18 protein-coding genes and 1 tRNA gene are annotated in these 17,384 nt (G+C 73.7%); 10 read left to right on the forward strand and 9 right to left on the reverse strand.

All coding sequences use genetic code 11. The features are described from left to right. Window positions 1-107: 107 nt before the first annotated feature. Complete coding sequence (locus LPA42_RS32115; RefSeq protein WP_228987095.1) at window positions 108-1,118, forward strand: sporulation protein; 1,011 nt, start codon at window positions 108-110, stop codon at window positions 1,116-1,118. An 82-nt stretch (window positions 1,119-1,200) separates the two neighbouring features. Here LPA42_RS32115 and LPA42_RS32120 read toward each other — a convergent pair whose 3' ends face one another. Next, a complete protein-coding gene (locus tag LPA42_RS32120) occupies window positions 1,201-1,596 on the reverse strand; it encodes a hypothetical protein (protein ID WP_043962619.1) in 396 nt (131 codons plus the stop codon). Between the two features lie 295 nt (window positions 1,597-1,891). On the opposite strand from LPA42_RS32120, the gene LPA42_RS32125 reads away from it, so the two are divergent. Together LPA42_RS32125 and LPA42_RS32130 are read left to right on the forward strand one after the other, a co-directional pair. After that, window positions 1,892-2,299 (forward strand): hypothetical protein, encoded by a 408-nt coding sequence (locus LPA42_RS32125; RefSeq protein ID WP_077936918.1) that lies wholly within the window; start codon window positions 1,892-1,894, stop codon window positions 2,297-2,299. Between the two features lie 110 nt (window positions 2,300-2,409). Beyond that, window positions 2,410-3,429 carry an IS30 family transposase gene (locus LPA42_RS32130; RefSeq protein ID WP_158229393.1) on the forward strand — a complete coding sequence of 340 codons (1,020 nt, stop codon included), beginning with the start codon at window positions 2,410-2,412 and terminating at the stop codon, window positions 3,427-3,429. A 110-nt stretch (window positions 3,430-3,539) separates the two neighbouring features. Here the strand turns inward: LPA42_RS32130 and LPA42_RS32135 are convergent, their stop codons facing one another. After that, window positions 3,540-5,756, reverse strand: coding sequence for an ATP-binding domain-containing protein (locus LPA42_RS32135; protein ID WP_198956494.1), 2,217 nt, complete (start codon window positions 5,754-5,756; stop codon window positions 3,540-3,542). A gap of 262 nt (window positions 5,757-6,018) precedes the next feature. Between LPA42_RS32135 and LPA42_RS32140 the strand changes: the two genes are divergently transcribed. Then, window positions 6,019-6,645, forward strand: coding sequence for an SGNH/GDSL hydrolase family protein (locus LPA42_RS32140; protein WP_043962620.1), 627 nt, complete (start codon window positions 6,019-6,021; stop codon window positions 6,643-6,645). Between the two features lie 54 nt (window positions 6,646-6,699). Here the strand turns inward: LPA42_RS32140 and LPA42_RS32145 are convergent, their stop codons facing one another. Continuing rightward, window positions 6,700-8,523, reverse strand: coding sequence for a tetratricopeptide repeat protein (locus tag LPA42_RS32145; RefSeq protein WP_228987096.1), 1,824 nt, complete (start codon window positions 8,521-8,523; stop codon window positions 6,700-6,702). Between the two features lie 57 nt (window positions 8,524-8,580). Next, window positions 8,581-9,042 carry a MarR family winged helix-turn-helix transcriptional regulator gene (locus tag LPA42_RS32150; RefSeq protein ID WP_077936924.1) on the reverse strand — a complete coding sequence of 154 codons (462 nt, stop codon included), beginning with the start codon at window positions 9,040-9,042 and terminating at the stop codon, window positions 8,581-8,583. Window positions 9,043-9,091: 49 nt separating this feature from the next. Here LPA42_RS32150 and LPA42_RS32155 point away from each other — a divergent pair, with 49 nt between their 5' ends. Next, a complete protein-coding gene (locus tag LPA42_RS32155; RefSeq protein ID WP_043962622.1) occupies window positions 9,092-9,613 on the forward strand; it encodes a VOC family protein in 522 nt (173 codons plus the stop codon). Window positions 9,614-9,675: 62 nt separating this feature from the next. Continuing rightward, entirely contained in the window at window positions 9,676-10,593 is a 918-nt protein-coding gene (locus tag LPA42_RS32160) for a hypothetical protein (RefSeq protein ID WP_077936919.1), read from the forward strand. On the opposite strand, the gene LPA42_RS32165 is transcribed toward LPA42_RS32160, so the two are convergent. Both LPA42_RS32165 and LPA42_RS32170 read right to left on the reverse strand, forming a co-directional pair. After that, a complete protein-coding gene (locus tag LPA42_RS32165; RefSeq protein ID WP_077936920.1) occupies window positions 10,559-11,104 on the reverse strand; it encodes a potassium channel family protein in 546 nt (181 codons plus the stop codon). The two genes, LPA42_RS32160 and LPA42_RS32165, sit on opposite strands and share 35 nt — an antisense overlap. Window positions 11,105-11,243: 139 nt before the next feature. Next, the gene (locus tag LPA42_RS32170; protein WP_007075522.1) at window positions 11,244-11,423 is read right to left on the reverse strand and encodes a DUF4236 domain-containing protein; all 180 of its coding nucleotides are present in this window, start codon (window positions 11,421-11,423) and stop codon (window positions 11,244-11,246) included. Between the two features lie 317 nt (window positions 11,424-11,740). Here LPA42_RS32170 and LPA42_RS32175 point away from each other — a divergent pair, with 317 nt between their 5' ends. After that, window positions 11,741-12,280 carry a flavin reductase family protein gene (locus LPA42_RS32175; protein ID WP_077936921.1) on the forward strand — a complete coding sequence of 180 codons (540 nt, stop codon included), beginning with the start codon at window positions 11,741-11,743 and terminating at the stop codon, window positions 12,278-12,280. 60 nt (window positions 12,281-12,340) lie between these two features. Here LPA42_RS32175 and LPA42_RS32180 read toward each other — a convergent pair whose 3' ends face one another. Beyond that, window positions 12,341-12,796, reverse strand: coding sequence for an Rrf2 family transcriptional regulator (locus LPA42_RS32180; protein WP_043962626.1), 456 nt, complete (start codon window positions 12,794-12,796; stop codon window positions 12,341-12,343). 21 nt (window positions 12,797-12,817) lie between these two features. Next, complete coding sequence (locus LPA42_RS32185; protein WP_077936922.1) at window positions 12,818-13,714, reverse strand: helix-turn-helix transcriptional regulator; 897 nt, start codon at window positions 13,712-13,714, stop codon at window positions 12,818-12,820. A 179-nt stretch (window positions 13,715-13,893) separates the two neighbouring features. On the opposite strand from LPA42_RS32185, the gene LPA42_RS32190 reads away from it, so the two are divergent. Further along, window positions 13,894-14,670 (forward strand): RhlG family 3-oxoacyl-ACP reductase, encoded by a 777-nt coding sequence (locus LPA42_RS32190; protein ID WP_077936925.1) that lies wholly within the window; start codon window positions 13,894-13,896, stop codon window positions 14,668-14,670. A gap of 81 nt (window positions 14,671-14,751) precedes the next feature. Here LPA42_RS32190 and LPA42_RS32195 read toward each other — a convergent pair whose 3' ends face one another. Next, window positions 14,752-15,183: an SsgA family sporulation/cell division regulator gene (locus LPA42_RS32195; RefSeq protein WP_007075525.1), complete on the reverse strand. Its 432-nt coding sequence runs from the start codon at window positions 15,181-15,183 to the stop codon at window positions 14,752-14,754. Between the two features lie 296 nt (window positions 15,184-15,479). On the opposite strand from LPA42_RS32195, the gene LPA42_RS32200 reads away from it, so the two are divergent. Beyond that, a complete protein-coding gene (locus LPA42_RS32200) occupies window positions 15,480-16,034 on the forward strand; it encodes a TIGR02611 family protein (RefSeq protein WP_077936923.1) in 555 nt (184 codons plus the stop codon). 50 nt (window positions 16,035-16,084) lie between these two features. Beyond that, window positions 16,085-16,156: transfer RNA gene (locus tag LPA42_RS32205), tRNA-Val, on the forward strand. The last annotated feature ends 1,228 nt before the right edge of the window (window positions 16,157-17,384 follow it).

The raw sequence follows: 17,384 nt of genomic DNA on the forward strand, positions 1-17,384 counted from the left end.
GAGTAGGGCGAGCGGTGTGTTCCCAGGCATCTCACAGCGGTGCAGGCTAGGGTCGGTCCGGTGAGCTGCGACGCTCCAGGGTGGAGCGCGCACCTGCGGGAGTGGCGATGGTCTTCAAGAAGATGTTGAGCGCGTTCGGGGTGGGCGGTCCGACCGTGGACACCGTCCTGGCGAACCCGAACACCCGGCCCGGCCTGGCCCTCGACGGCCGGGTCAACCTGGTCGGCGGGGAAGCCCCGGCCGCCATCGAGCAGATCGCCGTCGGTCTGGTCACCCGCGTCGAGATCGAGAGCGGTGACAGCGAGTACGCGGGCATCATGGAGTTCCACCGGATGCCGGTCAGCGGGGCCTTCGAGCTCGCCCCGAAGCAGCAGCTGTCGATCCCGTTCCAGCTCCCGGTGCCGTGGGAGACCCCGATCACCGACGTGTACGGCCAGCGCCTGCACGGCATGACGATGGGGCTGCGCACCGAGGTGGCGGTGGCCCGGGCCGTCGACAAGAGCGACCTCGACCAGGTCGCCGTGCACCCGCTGCCGGTGCAGGAGCGCATCCTGGAGGCGTTCGCCCGGCTCGGCTTCCGCTTCAAGGGGGCCGACCTGGAGCGCGGCCACATCCGGGGGGTGCACCAGACGCTGCCCTTCTACCAGGAGATCGAATACTTCGCGGCCCCGCAGTACGCGCAGGTCATCAACGAGGTCGAGCTGACGTTCGTCACCAGCCAGCAGGGCATCGACGTGATCCTGGAGTGCGACAAGCGGGGCGGTTTCCTCAGCGCCGGCCACGACGTCTTCGGCCGCTACACCGTCTCGCACGCCGACGCCGACCGCGTCGACTGGGCGCAGGTGGTCGACGGCTGGCTGCAGGAGACCACGTCGCGTTACGGCGGCCTGCGCGCCCAGGGCTTCGGTGCCCCGCAGGGCTACCCGCAGCAGCACGGCTACCCCACGCACGGCTACCCGATGCAGCACGGCGGTCACGGCCACAGCCGGGGGCCGGGGATGGGCGGGATCGTCGCCGGGGCGGCGCTCGGCGCGGTCGGCGGGATGGTCGCCGGCGAGATGATCGAGGACGCCGTCGAGGGCGACTTCGCCGAGGACTGGGGCTTCGGCGAGGAGTAGTTCCGCACGTACGCGAAGAAACGCGACGGTGGCCCGCCGGGAATCCCGGCGGGCCACCGTGCTGCTCGGAGCTGGTCCGGCGTCAGTGCCGGGCCTTGCGCTCCGCGCCGCTGCGGAAGTTGCTGCCGGCCTTGGCCAGGCCCCGGCTACCGAGGTAACCGATGGTCAGCAGCGTGATGAAGAACCAGGCCTGCGGCGCGCGGAAGATGTCCACGCCGACCGAGTTCTTGCCGACCAGGTACGACGCGGCGAGCACGCCGATGACGGAGGCGACGTAGACCCAGAACTCCGTGGTCGCGAAGGCCTGCTTGGTCTCCGTGCCCGGCGCCATCATCGGCTCCCGGTGCCCGTCGTGCATCATCGGCATCGGCCGGGTGGGTGCCTCCTGCATCGCGCGGTTCGGCACGTCGTTCATCGCCCGGTTCGGGGCTTCCTGCGTGCGGTTCATCGGCCTGGTGGATGCAGCCTGCGTGCTCATCTTGTCCTCCTCAGGATGCGATGAGTCCTTACTGCGCTCCCTCGCCCCGCTACCGCGTTTCGGCCACGGCACGGTTCACGTTCGTGGCGGGGGCAGCCCCCGACTACCCGGCCGACCCGGCGAGGTAACACCCTCCCGTCGCCGGATAGCAGCAGCTCGCGGGCGGCCTGTGCGACCTGGCCTGTCGCTCGGGGTGCGGCCCGGCCTGGCGGCCGGTGCGCGCGGCCCCGGCACGTTTGGTCGCCCCCGGGCCGGGCACGCAGGAAGATTCCGACACTTCTGCGAGGTGATGGACGTGCGTGAGGACGACAGGATGCGGGAGTCCGCCCGCAAGGCCGAGGAACGGATCACCGGCGGCGTCTACGGCGAGGGGGCCCTCGACGAGGTCACCGTGCCGCAGACCGACGTGCAGCGGGTCATCCAGGACGAGGACCCGGACGACCCGGCGCACGTGCGGATCGACCCGGCGGTGCTGCGCGACGGCGGCCCCACCCGGGGCCAGGGCGCGATCACCACGACCGGCGGCACGGCCGGGCCCGCGAGCACCCGCCGGGTGGCCCGGCAGCCGGAGCGGCACCCGGGAAAGGTCGCCCCGACCACGACGGGCGACGCGACCACGGGTGGCCTGAGCACCCCGGCGGGCGGCGCGACCAGCGACCAGTCCAGCAGCGCCAGCCAGGTCGGCAACTTCACCGAGGACTGACGCCGCGCCGCAAGCTCCTCCACCACGCCAATCTTGGACAGTTACCATCCGTTGCTCGGAGTCAACTGATGGTTGCAACGCCGCCTCGTTGTACTGATGGAGGTGGGTTCATGGCGCCACGGTTGTCTGCGGGTGAGCGTGAGGAGATCGGGCTCGGTCGTGCGGCGGGTGAGTCGATACGGTCGATCGCGCGGCGGTTGGGTCGTCAGCCGTCGACGATAAGTCGTGAGGTTGCTCGGTTCGAGTGTTACGGGCAGTCGTACAAGCCTGCGGCGGCTGACTGGGCTGCGTGGTTGCGGCATCGTCGGGCGAGGCGTCCTGCCAGGCTGGCGGTCGACGGTCCGTTGCGTGGGTTGGTGATCGGGTTGTTGCGGCGGCGGTGGTCCCCGCGGCAGATTGCTGCTCGGTTGCGGCTGGATTATCCCGACCAGTCGGAGTTGCATGTGTCGCACGAAACCATCTACCAAGCCATCTACCTGCAGAGTCGGGGCAACCTGCGGGCGGAGTTGACGCGGCAGGTGGCGTTACGCTCCGCACGGGCGGCCCGGCGGGCACGGCCGGTCGCCGGCGCCGCTGTCCGCTCCAATCGCGCCTGGGTGGGCCTGAACATCTCCGCTCGTCCGGCCGAGGCTGCCGACCGTGCCGTGCCAGGACACTGGGAAGGCGACCTGATCGAAGGCGGCAATCGGGCGGGAGGCTCGGTGATCGCCACCCTGGTCGAGCGGCAGACCCGGTTCGTTATCCTGGTCGGGCTGCCCCACGGCAAGCTGTCCGAACACGTCGCCGCTCAACTGGCCGCCGCCATGGGCCGCCTACCCGCACGGCTACGCGCATCACTCACCTGGGACCAGGGCACAGAGATGGCCCGCCATGCCGACTTCACCCTGGCCACCGACTGCCCGGTCTACTTCTGCGACCCGCACTCACCATGGCAGCGAGGCAGTAACGAGAACACCAACGGACTACTGCGCCAGTACTTTCCCAAAGGCCGCACCGACTTCACCAAACTCAGCCAGGCCGACCTCGACGCCGTCGCCGACGAGTTGAACACCCGCCCCCGCCAAACCCTGGGCTGGGCCACTCCCAGTGAGAGAATGGCCCAACTCCTTGGTGTTGCAACCACCGCTTGAATCCGCCTTGTAGACGGTAACTGTCCAAGATTCGGAAGGAAGGGGCCGGGCCACGCGGCGGAGCACGCCAAAGTGCCGGCCCATGCGGCGGAGGACGCTGGAGGGGCGGGTCAGACGGGGCGGAGGATGCCGAGGCGCTGGGTGGCGCGGGTCAGCGCGACGTACAGGTCGCTGTGCCCGCGCGGCGACTCGGCGACGATCCCGTCCGGGTCGACCACCAGGACGGTGTCGAACTCCAGCCCCTTGGCCTGGGCCACCGTCAGCAGCACCACCCGGCTCTCCAGCTCCGGGTGGTCGCCGACGGCCGCCTCGGGCAGGGCCGCCACCAGCGCCGCGCCCAGCGCGTCGACCCGGCCGGCGGGCACGATCACCCCGAGCCGTCCGTCGGTCAGGTCGGCGGCCTCGGCGACCGCGGCGTCGGCCAGCTCGCCGGCCAGCCGGTCGGCGGCGACCGTACGCTCCCACGGCGGCACCCCGCTGCGGCGCACCGAGCGGGGCGGACGCAGGTGCGGGTCGATCTCGGCCAGCACCCCGGCCGCCACCGCCATGATCTCGGCGGGGGTGCGGTAGCTGACCGTCAGCTCCTCCAGCCGCCACCGCTGCGCCACGTACGGCTCCAGGGCCTCGCCCCACGACGGGGTGCCGGCGAGCGCGCCGGTCTGCGCCACGTCCCCGACGATCGTCATCGACCGGCTGGGGCAGCGGCGCATCAGCAGGCGCCAGGCCATCGGCGACAGCTCCTGCGCCTCGTCGATGATGACGTGCCCGAACGCCCAGCTCCGGTCGGCGGCGGCCCGCTGGGCGGTGGTCAGCCCGTCGCTGGACTGCTGCCGCTCCAGCAGCCGGTCGGCGTCCAGCAGGTCGGCGACCCCGAGGATCTCGCCGCCCTCCGCCTCGTCCTCCACGTCGATCGACCGGGAGCCCCGGGCGATCTCCAGCACGCCCTCGGCGTACTCGCGTTGCAGGGCGCGCAGGCGGGCCCGGCGGGCCTCGGCGGCCCGGTCGTCCTCGCCGAGCAGCTCGGCGGCCTCGTCCAGCAGCGGCACGTCGGCCGGGGTCCAGCCGCCCGGCTCGCGGCGCAGCGCCGCCCGGTCGGCGTCGGTCCAGCCGGGGGTGGCGGCGGCGATGCGGTCCGGGTCGGCGTAGAGGTCGGCGAGCAGGCGCTGCGGGGTGAGCACCGGCCAGAGCTGGTCCAGGGCGGCCCGCACGCCGGGCTCCTCGCGCAGCTCCCGGCGGATCTCCGCGACGTCGGCCTCCTCCAGGAGGTTGGCCCCGCCGAGCGGGTCCGCGCCGATGCGCTCGGCGACCTGGGCGGCGAGGGCGTGCACGACCTCGACGTCGAAGACCGCCCGGGCCAGGTTGTGCGGCCGTCCGGAGCGCCGGGCCCGGTCCCGGGCGGCCCGCACGGTCTCCGGGGCCAGCGGCAGCACCTCCCGCTCGACCTCGATCTCCAGCGGCTCGTCGGGCACCCACTGCCGGTCCCGCACGGCCGCGGCCAGCACCTCCACCATCTCCGCCCGGCCCTTGAGCGCCGCCGTGGCCGCCGGCTCCGCCCGTCGGGCGCTGACGCCGGGGAACAGGTCCCCGGGGGTACGCAGCAGCACGCCCGTCTCGGCCAGCGCCGGCAGCACCTGGGAGATGTAGCGCAGGAACGTCTCGTTCGGGCCGACCAGCAGCACGCCCCGGGTGGCCAGCTCCCGCCGGTGGGTGTAGAGCAGGTACGCCGCCCGGTGCAGGGCGACAGCCGTCTTGCCGGTGCCGGGGCCACCCTGCACGACCAGGGTCCCGGGCAGGTCGGCGCGGATGATCCGGTCCTGCTCGGCCTGGATGGTCTCGACGATGTCGCGCATCCGGCCGGTGCGGCCGGCGTTGAGCGCGGCGAGCAGGGACGCCTCGCCGGTCAGCTCCTCGTGCGCGGTGGGGGAGGCGGTGGCCAGGTCGAGCACCTCGTCGTTGAGGGCGACCACCTTCCGCTGCCGGGTACGCAGGTGCCGGCGTCGCCGCACGCCCTGCGGGTTGGCGGCGGTGGCCAGGTAGAAGGCGCGGGCGGCGGGGGCCCGCCAGTCCATCAGCAGCGGGTCGTAGTCGCCGCTGGTGTCGAAGATCCCGATCCGGCCGATGTAGTGGCGGGCGCCGTCGTCGGTGTCCAGCCGGCCGAAGCACAGCCCGTTCTCCACGGCGGAGTACTGCTCGACCTGCTCGGCGTACATCTTCACGGCGCTGTCGCGCTGGGACCGGGCCTGCTGGGTGCCGCCGCCGTCGCGTAGCTGTTCGGCGAGCCGCCGGGCGGACTGCTCCCGCAGGCCGTCCAGCCGGTCGTAGAGCATGGAGACGTACTCCTGCTCGTGGCCGATCTCGTCGGCGTGGCCGGTTTCGTCAGCGTGGCCGGTTTCGTCGTCGTTGCGCAGCTCGTCGGGACCCGCGGAGTGCCTTGACAAGCCTTCTCCCTAATAATTAGAATTGCGTCAGGAACGGCATTCTGCACGCCGTTCCTTTTTTGTGCCTGAATTGCCAAAGATACCGCGCGGCGACCCCCCGGCCAAGCGATCGGGGCGGCGCTGCGCCACGGGTCGGGACGGAGTCGCGCGCATGCTGCTGGGTGCCGGTCAACGGATCGTGTTCATCGGGGACAGCATCACCGACTGCGGCCGGCGCGACCACGCCGCCCCCTACGGCGACGGCTACATGAGCCTCGTCCGCGCGTTCGTCGACGCCCGGCACCCGCAGCTCGGGCTGACCTGGGTCAACCGGGGCATCGGCGGCGACACGGTGCGCGACCTCGCCGCCCGCTGGGAGGCCGACGCCGTCGCCGAGCGCCCCGACTGGCTCTGCGTGATGGTCGGCATCAACGACATCTGGCGCGGGTTCAGCCCCGGCCGGGAGGCCGAGGCCGTGCCGATCGACGAATACGAGCGCACCCTGCGCGCCCTGCTGCGCCGGGCCGTGACCACCACCGGTTGCCGCCTGGTGCTGGCCGACCCGTTCCTCATCGAGGCGGACGTCGACGAGCCGCAGCGCGCCGAGACCGACCGCTACGCGGCGGTGGTGGCCGCCGTCGCCAAGGACTTCGACGCGGTGCACGTCGCCACCCAGGCGGCCTTCGACCGGGTGCTGGCGCACAGCCCGTCGAGCCGCTGGGCCGACGACCGGGTCCACCCGGGACTGCCGGGCCACGCGGTGATCGCGGACGCCTTCCTGGCCGCCATCGGCGCCTGACCCCTCCGGCTCCGGCTCCGGCTCGGCTCCGGCCTCCCCCGCCCGGCCGGGCGGTCAGCGGCGGCGGGTGCAGACCTGGCGGCTGCGGCCGACCGTGTCCGCCGACCACACCACCGCGACCGTGAAGCAGTAGTCGTTGGTGCGGTCCAGCCCGTGCACCAGGAAGCTCGTGGTGCCCGCCGGCAGGGTCTCGAACGCGTTCGGCTGCCGCCCGGACGGTGCCCCGGCGAGCACGACGGGCCCGCTGGCCCCGGCCGGGTACGTCCAGCGCAGCGCGATGTTCTCCCGGTTGTCCCGCAGGCTCACCCCGTCCGGCGGGCTGCCGGGGGAGGCGGCGGCCCGGGGGCTGGCCGACCGGCTGCCGGACGGCTTCGCGCCGGGGGACCTGCCGGACGGCTTCGCGCCGGGGGACCGGCCCGAGGGTCCTGCGCCGGACGGGTCGGGCTGCGGCGGGGCGGTCGCCGAGGGCGACGGGCCGGGCTCCGGCTCGGTGCCGCCGACGCGGGCCACCCCGGCGACCACCGCCGCCGTGCCCAGCACCACCACGGTCACCCCGGCGAGCACCACGAGCGGGGTGAGCCGGCGCGGCGGGGGCGCGGGCGGGCGGGGGACCAGCACCGGGAGCAGCCGGGCGCGGTCCTGCGCGGGCGGGGGCGGGCCCACGGCGCGTACCCCGGCGGGGGCGTCCGCGCCCGTGCCCGCGAGGCCGAGCACCGCGGGCGGCACGGGGCCCTCCGCCGGCCGGGCCGGCTCCTGTGGCCACCGGTCGTCCCGCTCGGCGTGGGTCGGCCGCGGATCGGCGTACGCCGGGTCGGGGCGGGCGTGCTGCCGGATCCACGGGTCGTCGTCGGCCCAGGGCCCGGCCTCCCCGCCCGCCCAGCGGTCGTCGTCCGGGGGGAGCCGGGGGGCGGGCACCACGGGCGGGGCGGGCTGTTCCTCCGCCGGCCACGACTCCTGCGCCGGCCACGCCGACCGGTACGCCGGGGCGTCGTCGTCGCTCGGGTGGGGTTCCTCGTAGGACGGCCACGTGGTGGTGGGGCGGGGCTCCTCCCGGGGCGGCCACGCCGGCTCGTACGTCGGGGGACCCTCGGCGGCCGTCGCCTCGCGGGCCGCCGGCACCGTGGGCGCGACGGGCACCTCGGGCTCGGGGGCGGGGGCCTCCCGCTCGGCGGCGGGCGCGCGCCCGCAGATGTGGTCTGGGTTGGCGGCGGCGCGGGCCAGGGCCGCCACCTGTGCGGCGAGCGGGTCGTCGGCGGCGAGGTGCTGCCGGCACAGCTCCCGGGCCAGGGTCAGGGTGTCGTGGGAGTCGGCGAACTCCCCGCAGTCGCGCTGCATCGACCCGAGCCGGGCCAGCATCTTGATGCCGCTGGGGTGCCCGTCGCCGTAGACCTCGCGGTGCAGCTCCCAGGCGTCCTGGAGGCGTTCGCGGGCCACCTCGCACTGGCCCCGCGCGTATTCCACCGTGGCCAGGTCGGCGTGGGCGGCCAGCACCCGCAGCGACTCGGGCCCGTCGGACGCGGTCAACTCGATGATGACGTCGGAGTAGAGCCGGGCGGCGCGGGCGTAGCTGCCGACCCGGTGCAGCACCGCCGCGAGGGTGGCCGCCGCCGCCACGGTGCGCGGATCGTCGCGGCCGTGCAGCCGGGTCGCCGCCGCGTACGCGAAGGCGGCCCAGCCGCGCGCGGAGTGCGGCTCGCCCAGCGCTACCAGCACGCGGGCCTGGAGGCCGGCGGCTTCGGCCAGCTCGGGCGAGGCGTGGTCGGGGCGGGGGTCGGCGTCGCTCAGCGCATCGGAGAGCAGCTGTTGCGCGCCGGCCAGGTCGCCGGCGGACACCAGCTGGTGCGCCTGGCCGGTCAATTCACCGAAGGCGGGGGACACGCCCCATCGTGGCCGCACCGCGACAATAAGTACAACCCCCCGACGATCGCGATTCGGTCATCCTTCGGTCAGGTGGTCCAGCATCGTCTCGCTGATCCGGTGCAACTGGTCGACCTGGGCGGGGCTGAGCGCGTCGAAGAGGTGCCGGCGCACCCCCTCGACGTGGCCGGGCGCGGCGGCGGCCAGCGTGGCGAACCCGGCGTCGGTGAGCACGGCGATCTGCCCGCGCCGGTCGGTGGGGCAGTCCTCGCGCCGGATCCAGCCGGACGCCTCCAGCCGGGCGGCGGCGTGTGAGAGCCGGCTGCGGGATGATCCGGTGGCGTCGGCCAGGTCGCTCATCCGCAGCCGCCGGTCGGGGGCCTCGGAGAGCCGGACCAGGATCTCGTAGTAGGCGTGCGGCATGCCGGCGTCGCGCTGCAGCTCGCGGTCGAGCTTCTCCATCAGCGCCCGCGAGGCGGCCAGGTACGCCCGCCAGGTGCGCTGCTCGTCGGGGTTCAGCCAGCGGGTCATGACCACCATCATACGGGCTACTGTTGAGCGCTCAACTAAATCGCGCTAGGGTGGGGTCATGGGAATCCACCGCCTCAACCACGCCGTCCTCTACGTCAGCGACCTGGAGCGCAGCGTCGCCTTCTACCGCGACGTCCTCGGCTTCCGGGCCATCCCGATGACCCCGGACGGGTTCCGGGGCGCCGCATTCCTCCAGGCCCCCGGCTCCACCAACGACCACGACCTCGGCCTGTTCGAGATCGGCCGGGCCGCCGGGCGCTCCACCGCCGGCCGGGCCACCGTCGGCCTCTACCACCTGGCCTGGGAGGTCGACACCCTCGACGAGCTGGCCGTCACCGCCCAGCGGCTCGCCGCCGCCGGTGCCCTGGCCGGCAGCTCCGACCACGGCACCACCAAGAGCCTCTACGGCAAGGACCCCGACGGGCTGGAGTTCGAGATCGTCTGGCTGGTGCCGGCCGACCTGCTCGACGATGCCGCGCTCACCGCCCGCAAGCGGATCGGCCGCCTCGACCTCGACCGCGAGCGGCAGCGCTACGGCGGGCAGACCCGGGGCGGCGTCGGGATCTCCGTCCCGGCCTGACCGCCGCGCCGACCCAGGGGATCGCCGCACCCGCGCGGCGGGCGGTGCGGTAGAACGGCAGGATGCCGACCGACGCCGTCCTCCGCGAGCTGCTCGTCCGACAGCTCGACGCCTGGTTGCCCGCAGCGCTGCACCGCGCACGGCGGGCCACCCTCGCCCTGGCGTACGCCGGGACCGACGCCGGTGGCGCGGACGCCGCGCTGCGGGTGGTGGGGGAGCACGCCGACCGGCTGCGCGGGTTCCGGCTGACCGTCCTCGTGCTCGCCGAGGGCGACGAGACCCTCCCGGCCCGCCTCGGCGCGGTCGAGTCGACGCTGCCCGCCGAGGTGGCCGTGCACGTGGTGCCCGGCGGCCCGGCGCGGCTGCCCGTGGCCCTGAAGGCGGCCGGCGCGGCCGGCGCGCCGCTGCTGACCCTGGCCCACGGCGCGGCACCGACGCCGGCGCTGCTGGCCGCCGCCCGGTCCGGCCGCCCGGCCGACCTGCTGCTGGTCACCGCGCCCGACGCGCCCCTGCGGCCGGCGCTGGACGCCGCCGGCTTCCCGCTGGTGGCCGAGGTCGACCTGCTGGCCGCGCCGACCCCGCCGGGCTCTGCTGGCGACGAGGGGCTGCGGCTGGCGTTCGCGACCGGGTCGGACCGCAGCCTCCAGGCGTTCAAGGACGCCCTGTGGGCGGCCGACGGGCCCACCGGCGTCCGCTACCGCGACCCGGCCGACCCGCAGGGGCGGGCCGTCGACGTCGGGCCGGAGGCGGACCCGGGGCCGCTGGGCCGGGAACTCCTGGCCGAGCTGGCCCGTGGCCCCCGCACGGTGACCGAGCTGCGCCGGTTCGCCCTCACCTCGACCGTCTACCGGGCGGCGGACGCCAACCGGGCCGTGGCCGACCTGCTCGACGCGGGCGCGGTGGCCCGCGACCCGGAGTACGGCAAGCTCGGCGGGGACGTGCTGATCAGCGCCGTCCGGCCTGGCGGGCCAGCTGCCTGACCACGATGGACACCCCCGTGGTGACCACGCCGATGGTGAAGACCATCTGCACGCAGACCGCGACCCGGGCGAACTGGCCCTGCGCGTGCACGTCGCCGTAGCCGACCGTGGTGAGGGTGGCCAGCGTGAAATAGAGCGCGTCGATCCGGGTGGTCAGGTTGACGAACTCGCCCGGGGCGCTGCGGGCGATCACGTAGTCGGCCAGGGCGAACGCGAGCAGGCCCCCGATCAGGGCTACCGCGAGTTGCAGCAGCGAGCGGACCTGCACCTGCTCGGGGTCGTCGGCCACGGCGAGCTGCCGGCGCACCAGGTGGGTGACCAGCCACGCGTCGACGGCCACCAACGCGACCGTGGCGACGCTGCGCGCGGCCAGCCGCAGCCCGTTCGGGTCCTGCTCGACGGGCACCACGAAGTAGGCACCCAGCAGCAGGAGGGACGCCAACGTCGCCACCCGGCGCTGGCGTCGCGGCGAGTCTTCCCCCGTGCGTTCCGGTGTCCCGTCCCCCGTCATGCGGCGATTCTCCGCCGCCTTTCCGGGCCCCGGCGGCGATTCGGCCAACCCGGGCCGCCCGTCGGCCGGCGGGGTGCGGGGGGTCAGACACGGAACGGGGTGCCGGTGGACCACCGGCACCCCGTTCCGCCCCGGGACGTCACGCCCGGGACTTGTCCTGCTTCCACGACAGCGGGCCGGGCAGGTCGACGCGGTGCGCCTTGGCGCGGGAGTTCCACGACCAGCGGCCGATCTTGATGCTCCAGGACGAGAACCCGTTCTCGGTGAAGTTCAGGATGATCGGGCCGTACTTCTTGCGCTTGCGGAACATCAGACCCATCGCAGGCTCCCTTCGTGACCTTCCCTGCCGTGTCGGACTCGAACATGCCCGCAACGCCGATCCGGGAAACCCACGTCCGTCCGCACTGGACGCCGCCGCAGGACCCCGCCCGATCGGGAATCCCTAGTCAACAGATGGGCGTTCGGATCTTGTTTGCGCTGCATGAAACGGATTCACGAGCGGGAAGCGACGCGCATCTCATCCTGTGGTAGGGCGTTGACCGGTCGCCGGAGGCGGCGGCACCATGGGGTCATGGCGCAGCGGGACGGGCTCTTCAGCGGGCACGCCGACCGGCGGCGTCCCGCGCGGCGGCCGGCATGACCACCGTGGACGGGTCCGCGACCGGGCCCACCGAGCTGCGGCCGGTCGACACCGACCTGCTCCGGGCCCTCCTGCACCCGCAGGCGGCCACGGTCGCCGTGGTCACCACGCCCGGCCGCCCCGCCCGCCGGGGCCGGCCCGCGCTGTCCCCGGCCGCGTTCACGGCGACCTCGTTCACCGCCGTCTCGCTGGAGCCGCCACTGGTCTCGTTCTGCCTGGGCACCGCGTCATCGAGCTGGCCCGCCGTCGCCCGCGCCGAGCACGTGGCCGTGCACCTGCTCGCCGCCGGCCAGCAGGGCGTGGCCCGCGCCCTCGCCGCCGGTGGCCCCGACCGGTCCGCCGCGTGCCCCGGCTGGTCACCCGGCCCGTTCGGGGTGCCGCTGGTCGACGGCGCGCTCGCGGTGCTGCTCTGCCGCGTCGCCCACCGGGTGCCGGCGGGCGACCACGCCGTCGTCATCGCCACGCCGCTCGCCCTCGGCGCGGGGCGGGACGGTGCCCCGCCCGTGCACCACCGGGGCGCGTTCAGCGCGGCGTGACCCCGCCGCCCGGTGGTGCGCCAGCCGGGCGCGTTCAGTGTGGTCCGACCCCGCCGGGGGTCAGCGGGGCTCCCACGCGTCGGGCCGGGCGATCAGCCGCCGCACGTGGCCCGGCAGCCGACCGCTGGCCATCTCCGCCAGGCTCACCTCGTCGACCACCTGCCGCACCGCCGCCCGCACGGCCACCCAGAGCCGGGGCAGGTTCTCCGCCGCCCCGTCGTAGCTGGTCTCCTCGGGCCGCATGCCCCGCACCCCGGCCAGCGGGCCGTCGACCGCGCGCAGGATCGCCCCTATCGTGATCTCCTTCGGCGGGCGGGCCAGCGTGTAGCCGCCCTCGGCGCCCCGCTGGGCCCGGACCAGCCCGGCCCGGCGCAGGTCCGCCAGGACCGCCTCCAGGAACTTGCGGGGCATGTCCTGCTCCGCCGCGATGGCCTGGGTCGACAGCAGGGAAGGGTACGCGGTGGCCAGGCTCAGGGCCGCCCGTACCGCGTAGTCGCCGCGCGCGGAGATCTGCACCCACTCATCATGCCCGCCCTGTCATCCCCGCCGGGCCGGTGGGCGGCCGTTACCGGCCGGCCCGCCCCGCGCCGACCGGAACGCGCCCGGGCTCAGGCCCACCTCGCGGGTGAAGAACCGGCCGAAGTTCGTCGGCTCCGGGAAGCCGAGCCGGCGACCGATCCGGGCGATCGGCTCGTCGGTCGCGGCCAGCAGACGGCTGGCCTCCAGCGCCACCCGGTCGTCGATCACCTGCTTCGCGCTGCGCCCGGTCGCCGCCAGGCAGGCCCGGGTGAGGGTACGCACCGAGCAGCCGATCCGGGCTGCGTAGTCCTCCACCCGCCGGGTGTGCTGGTAGCCGCGCTCGACCTCCTGACGGAGCCGGCGGAACGTGGCGTTCTCGGTGCGCGGCCCGGCCACGGCCGCGTCCCCGCCCGCCGGGGCCGGCGGCAGCAGCGCCAGCCGCAGCAGCAGCACGGCGAGCCGGTGCCGCACCAGCGCGCGGGCGGCGGGCCCGTCCGGCTGCCGCCGGCAGTCCACCACCAGCTGGGTGACCTCGTTGCGCAGCACGTCGGCGTCCTCGCCCGCGAGCTGCCAGTGGGCGGGCACGTCGGCGGCGGCGTTGACGTCGAGGCCCCGCAGGGCCGTGGCCGACCAGCGCACCACCACCGCGTCGAGCCGGGTGGCCTCGCACCGCAGCGCCTGGCCGGGGCGGGCCCGCAGCAGCGTGCCGGGGCGGCAGGGCAGCGGCCGGAAGTCCAGCTCGGCGGTGCCGTGGCCGCCGGTGACGAGGACGACCAGGTCCGCGTCGAGCAGCACCGGGCGTCGCCACTCGACGCCCTCGGCGAGGTCGCCGAGGGCGAGCGTCGTGATGTCGTCGGGTCGGGGTGGGGAGGCGTCGACGCGGGTTGCCGGGGGAAGCTGACCGGAGGGGATCATCGTCTGCGACGGTATCCCGCGCGCGGGACGGTCGCATCCCGGCGGGACTGCCAGGGCCGCTTTGCCTTCCCGGTCGGCCGGGTGGCTTGTCGGGGTGCGGCCGGCGGGCTACGTTACCGATCGGTAGTGCCCGGGTCCGGCGGGTGCCCGGCGGCCCGCCGAACAGCGAGGGGATGGGCATGACGGATCTGTTCTCGGTCGAAGGCAAGACGGTCCTGGTCACCGGCGGGTCGCGGGGGATCGGGCTGATGATCGCCCGGGGCTTCGTGCGGGCCGGCGCGCACGTGGTCATCTCGTCCCGCAAGGCCGACGTGTGCGAGGCCGTCGCCAAGGAACTCTCCGCCGAGGGGCGCTGCGAGGCGATCCCGGCCGACCTCAGCCGCGACGAGGGCGCGCTCGGGCTCGCCGAAGCGGTCCGCGAGCGGACGGACCGGCTCGACGTGCTGGTCAACAACGCGGGGGCGACCTGGGGTGCGCCGCTGGAGGCGTACCCGGAGAGCGCCTTCGACAAGCTGTGGGCCGTCAACGTCAAGGCCGTCTTCCGGCTCACCACCGCCCTGCTGCCCGTCCTGCGGGCGGCGGCGAGCGCCGACGACCCCGCCCGCGTGATCAACATCGGCTCGATCGACGGGATCCGGGTGCCCTGGCTGGAGGTCTACGCGTACTCGGCGACGAAGGCCGCCGTGCACATGCTCACCCGCAGCCTCGCCCACCAGCTCGCCGGCGAGCACATCACCGTCAACGCGATCGCGCCCGGCCCGTTCGAGAGCAAGATGATGGCGTTCGCGCTGGACGACCCGGAGGCGCGGTCGGCCATCGAGAAGCAGGTGCCGCTGGGCCGCATCGGCCGCCCCGACGACATGGCGGGCGCGGCCATCTACCTGTCCTCGCGGGCCGGTGCCTACCTGACCGGCGCGGTCATCCCCGTCGACGGCGGGGTCACGACGCACGGCTGAACGCGCAGCGCGTACCCCGTGGTGTGAAAGCCCGGGGCCGCGCGGACTCGGCAGATCCGCGCGGCCCCGGGTGTGGCGTGGTCAGCGACCGGCGAGCAGCCGGGTCACCGCCGTGTCGACGTCCAGGTGGTCGGCCTCCCGGCCGCGCGGGACGACGACGTAGGTGCGCCGCAGGAAGCGCACCAGGACGCTGCGCGGCACCTCGAACAGGGCGTTGCCGTCCGGGGACGACAGCGCCAGCGCGACGAAGTCCCCGCGCGGGGTGGCCCACGGCCAGACCCGCACGTCGCCGATGCCGGCCGGCTCGTCGAGGCCGGTGACCAGCAGCTCGCGGGCGAACGACCAGCTCACCGCCTCGCCGCCGGCCGATTCGGCATGGAACAGGACATGGACCGCATACGGGTCAGCAGGGTCGTAACGCAGGCTGGCACGCACCGGCAAGGCGGTGGCGTCAGGCGCGACGAGCCTTAGCGACGTCTCGACCTCTACGGTCGTCGGTCGGATGACACTCATGGACGTTCTCCCCCCGGCACCGCTGCGGAACGCGCGTGTCCCGCTTTCCCCATACTCAGGTGCTACCTCTGGCTACGCTCCGCCATACGCTGACTTCACCCTGTGGTGGGAAGAGGGTCGGAAACGCCGCTAGAATATGAAAATTCTTGTACGATATCCGGTTTTGCCCAATGCTTGATCCCGCCCGGCGTCGGGGTTGGTTCAGACGTCGACTTACTCCGGTAACGTCCAGTGGTCCGATGGAGTGACGGGCCACGGCGACACTGGGGGACGAAATGACCACGAACCGATCCTCAATGGATGTCGCGGCCCGGTCCGGAAACCCGAAAGGCGGGGTCCGGGCAGCCGAAAGGCGGGGGTACGCAGTGCCGAAGCAACAGCGTGGCCGGCGCGGCCCGGGAGCACCCGGCGACGCGACGACCAGGGGTGGGACAGCCGTCGCCGAACGGCGCGGCGGACGCCTACGGCAACGGATCAGCACCAGCCTCGACCTGATCCGCGCCAACCCCACCGGCCGCGTCGCCCTCAAGATATTCATCGCCGTCGCCGGTGCGATCGTCGTCACCGTCGGCATCGCGCTCATCCCGCTGCCCGGCCCCGGCTGGCTGCTCGTCATCGCCGGGCTGGGCGTCTGGGCCGTCGAGTTCCACTGGGCCCGCCGGCTGCTCGCCTTCACCCGCCGGCACGTGCACGCCTGGACCCGGTGGGCCACCAGCCGGTCACTGCCCGTGCGCCTCGTCCTCGGGTCCGTGGGCCTCGTCTTCGTCGCCACGGTCGTCTGGCTGTCGCTCAAGTACAGCCTCGGCATCGACCTGGTGGCTCGGACGCTGCACTACCTCGCGACGCACTGACCCCGGATTCGCGGTCCGGTCCCTCGATCAGGTAGAGTCATCGTCGCTGAGGGCGATTAGCTCAGCGGGAGAGCGCTTCGTTCACACCGAAGAGGTCACTGGTTCGATCCCAGTATCGCCCACACTGAATACGGCAAGCTCAAGGCCCCTCAATTGAGGGGCCTTGACTCGTTTCTGTCGATCAATGCTGGTCGGGAGGCAGCGGGAAGGCAGCGAACGACGCCAGCACCCGGCGGTCACGTTCGCTGGTCGAGTGCGCGCGTGCCGGTTCAGTGTGGCGGATGTCTGATGCCCGGTTACGTCGTCAAGGGCGGCGGCCTCCCATGGCCCGGCACGATCGGCAGGGAATCCACTTAAGAACCTCGGTTGTCGTCTCGGGCGAGGTGAACACCCACTCGTTGCGTCCGCCGTTGCCTGAGCAGTCGGTGCATGGCAGCCAGGGCTGCCACGCCTGCTCGGTTTCGACCAGAATGGTGGGCGGCTGATTCGACATGGCTTGGACTCCTTCGAATCGGTCATGGGGTCACGTCCGTTGCAGCGGTCGTGGCCCCGCTTCTCTATGTGGCTGTCATCTCGTGACCGTCGTTGGTGGGCTGACCCCAGCGGCTGATCGCCGAGCGGGAGTAGCCGGTCAGCTCCGCGATGCGCCGGTAAGGAACCCCGGCGGCTACCGCCTGTAGGACACGCGGGCGTAGCGCCCCGTCAACCTGTTCTAGCTCCTTGAGTAGCCGCAGGCGTTCTGCACCAAAGCCGGCGATCCTGCTGACCGCTGCCGCCCGCTCCTGCTCAGGCAGGTCCGGTGTTGGGATCACCTCGTAGCGGTAGCGCCCGACGGTGAACGAGTGCTCCGCTTCGGGCGCTGGCGCGCCGGTCGTCTCGGGAGTCTCCTGCCGATCGCGTCGACGCTGGCGCTTGCCCGTGTCTCGATGCTATCCGGTGTGTCCCGGATGGGACAAGTAGTCCCGACTGGGTTAAGGAGGTCGGCGAGGAACGCGAGGGAGGCGCGAGCCCGAAGAACTGGTGACCTAGGCATTCGGAGCGGGGCGCGTGGTGAGGGCGGCCAAGGCGCAAGCAGAAGACGGAACGAGGCAGGGCAGCCCGCCTGCGGAAGCCTGCGCGAGGCGATCCGGAGGCGAAGGCGCGAGGTGAGTGTCGTGTTGGGCTTGGTCGGCGCGGAGCTGCCTGTGATCTGTTGCCGAATTGGCCTGTACTAGATCAAGGCGCTCCGCGCGGCGCGGGCCGGGGCGCGGCAACCGGCTCCTACGGAGCCGCCGCCCCGGCCGCCTACGGCGCCGGGGCGGAAAGTCAGCCGGCCCGCAAACCACGCCCCGCCCCGCGCGTCACCCCTGG

The sequence above is a fragment of the Micromonospora sp. DH13 genome, assembly GCF_020873825.1.
Classification (GTDB): domain Bacteria; phylum Actinomycetota; class Actinomycetes; order Mycobacteriales; family Micromonosporaceae; genus Micromonospora; species Micromonospora haikouensis.

Coding starts and splice junctions, on each gene's coding strand:
- LPA42_RS32130 (WP_158229393.1), top strand. CDS start 2,410: ATGGCGCCACGGTTGTCTGCGGGTGAGCGTGAGGAGATCGGGCTCGGT.
- LPA42_RS32170 (WP_007075522.1), bottom strand. CDS start 11,423: ATGGGTCTGATGTTCCGCAAGCGCAAGAAGTACGGCCCGATCATCCTG.
- LPA42_RS32160 (WP_077936919.1), top strand. CDS start 9,676: ATGCCGACCGACGCCGTCCTCCGCGAGCTGCTCGTCCGACAGCTCGAC.
- LPA42_RS32185 (WP_077936922.1), bottom strand. CDS start 13,714: ATGATCCCCTCCGGTCAGCTTCCCCCGGCAACCCGCGTCGACGCCTCC.
- LPA42_RS32135 (WP_198956494.1), bottom strand. CDS start 5,756: ATGCTCTACGACCGGCTGGACGGCCTGCGGGAGCAGTCCGCCCGGCGG.
- LPA42_RS32165 (WP_077936920.1), bottom strand. CDS start 11,104: ATGACGGGGGACGGGACACCGGAACGCACGGGGGAAGACTCGCCGCGA.
- LPA42_RS32150 (WP_077936924.1), bottom strand. CDS start 9,042: ATGGTGGTCATGACCCGCTGGCTGAACCCCGACGAGCAGCGCACCTGG.
- LPA42_RS32115 (WP_228987095.1), top strand. CDS start 108: ATGGTCTTCAAGAAGATGTTGAGCGCGTTCGGGGTGGGCGGTCCGACC.
- LPA42_RS32200 (WP_077936923.1), top strand. CDS start 15,480: ATGGATGTCGCGGCCCGGTCCGGAAACCCGAAAGGCGGGGTCCGGGCA.
- LPA42_RS32190 (WP_077936925.1), top strand. CDS start 13,894: ATGACGGATCTGTTCTCGGTCGAAGGCAAGACGGTCCTGGTCACCGGC.
- LPA42_RS32155 (WP_043962622.1), top strand. CDS start 9,092: ATGGGAATCCACCGCCTCAACCACGCCGTCCTCTACGTCAGCGACCTG.
- LPA42_RS32140 (WP_043962620.1), top strand. CDS start 6,019: ATGCTGCTGGGTGCCGGTCAACGGATCGTGTTCATCGGGGACAGCATC.
- LPA42_RS32175 (WP_077936921.1), top strand. CDS start 11,741: ATGACCACCGTGGACGGGTCCGCGACCGGGCCCACCGAGCTGCGGCCG.
- LPA42_RS32120 (WP_043962619.1), bottom strand. CDS start 1,596: ATGAGCACGCAGGCTGCATCCACCAGGCCGATGAACCGCACGCAGGAA.
- LPA42_RS32195 (WP_007075525.1), bottom strand. CDS start 15,183: ATGAGTGTCATCCGACCGACGACCGTAGAGGTCGAGACGTCGCTAAGG.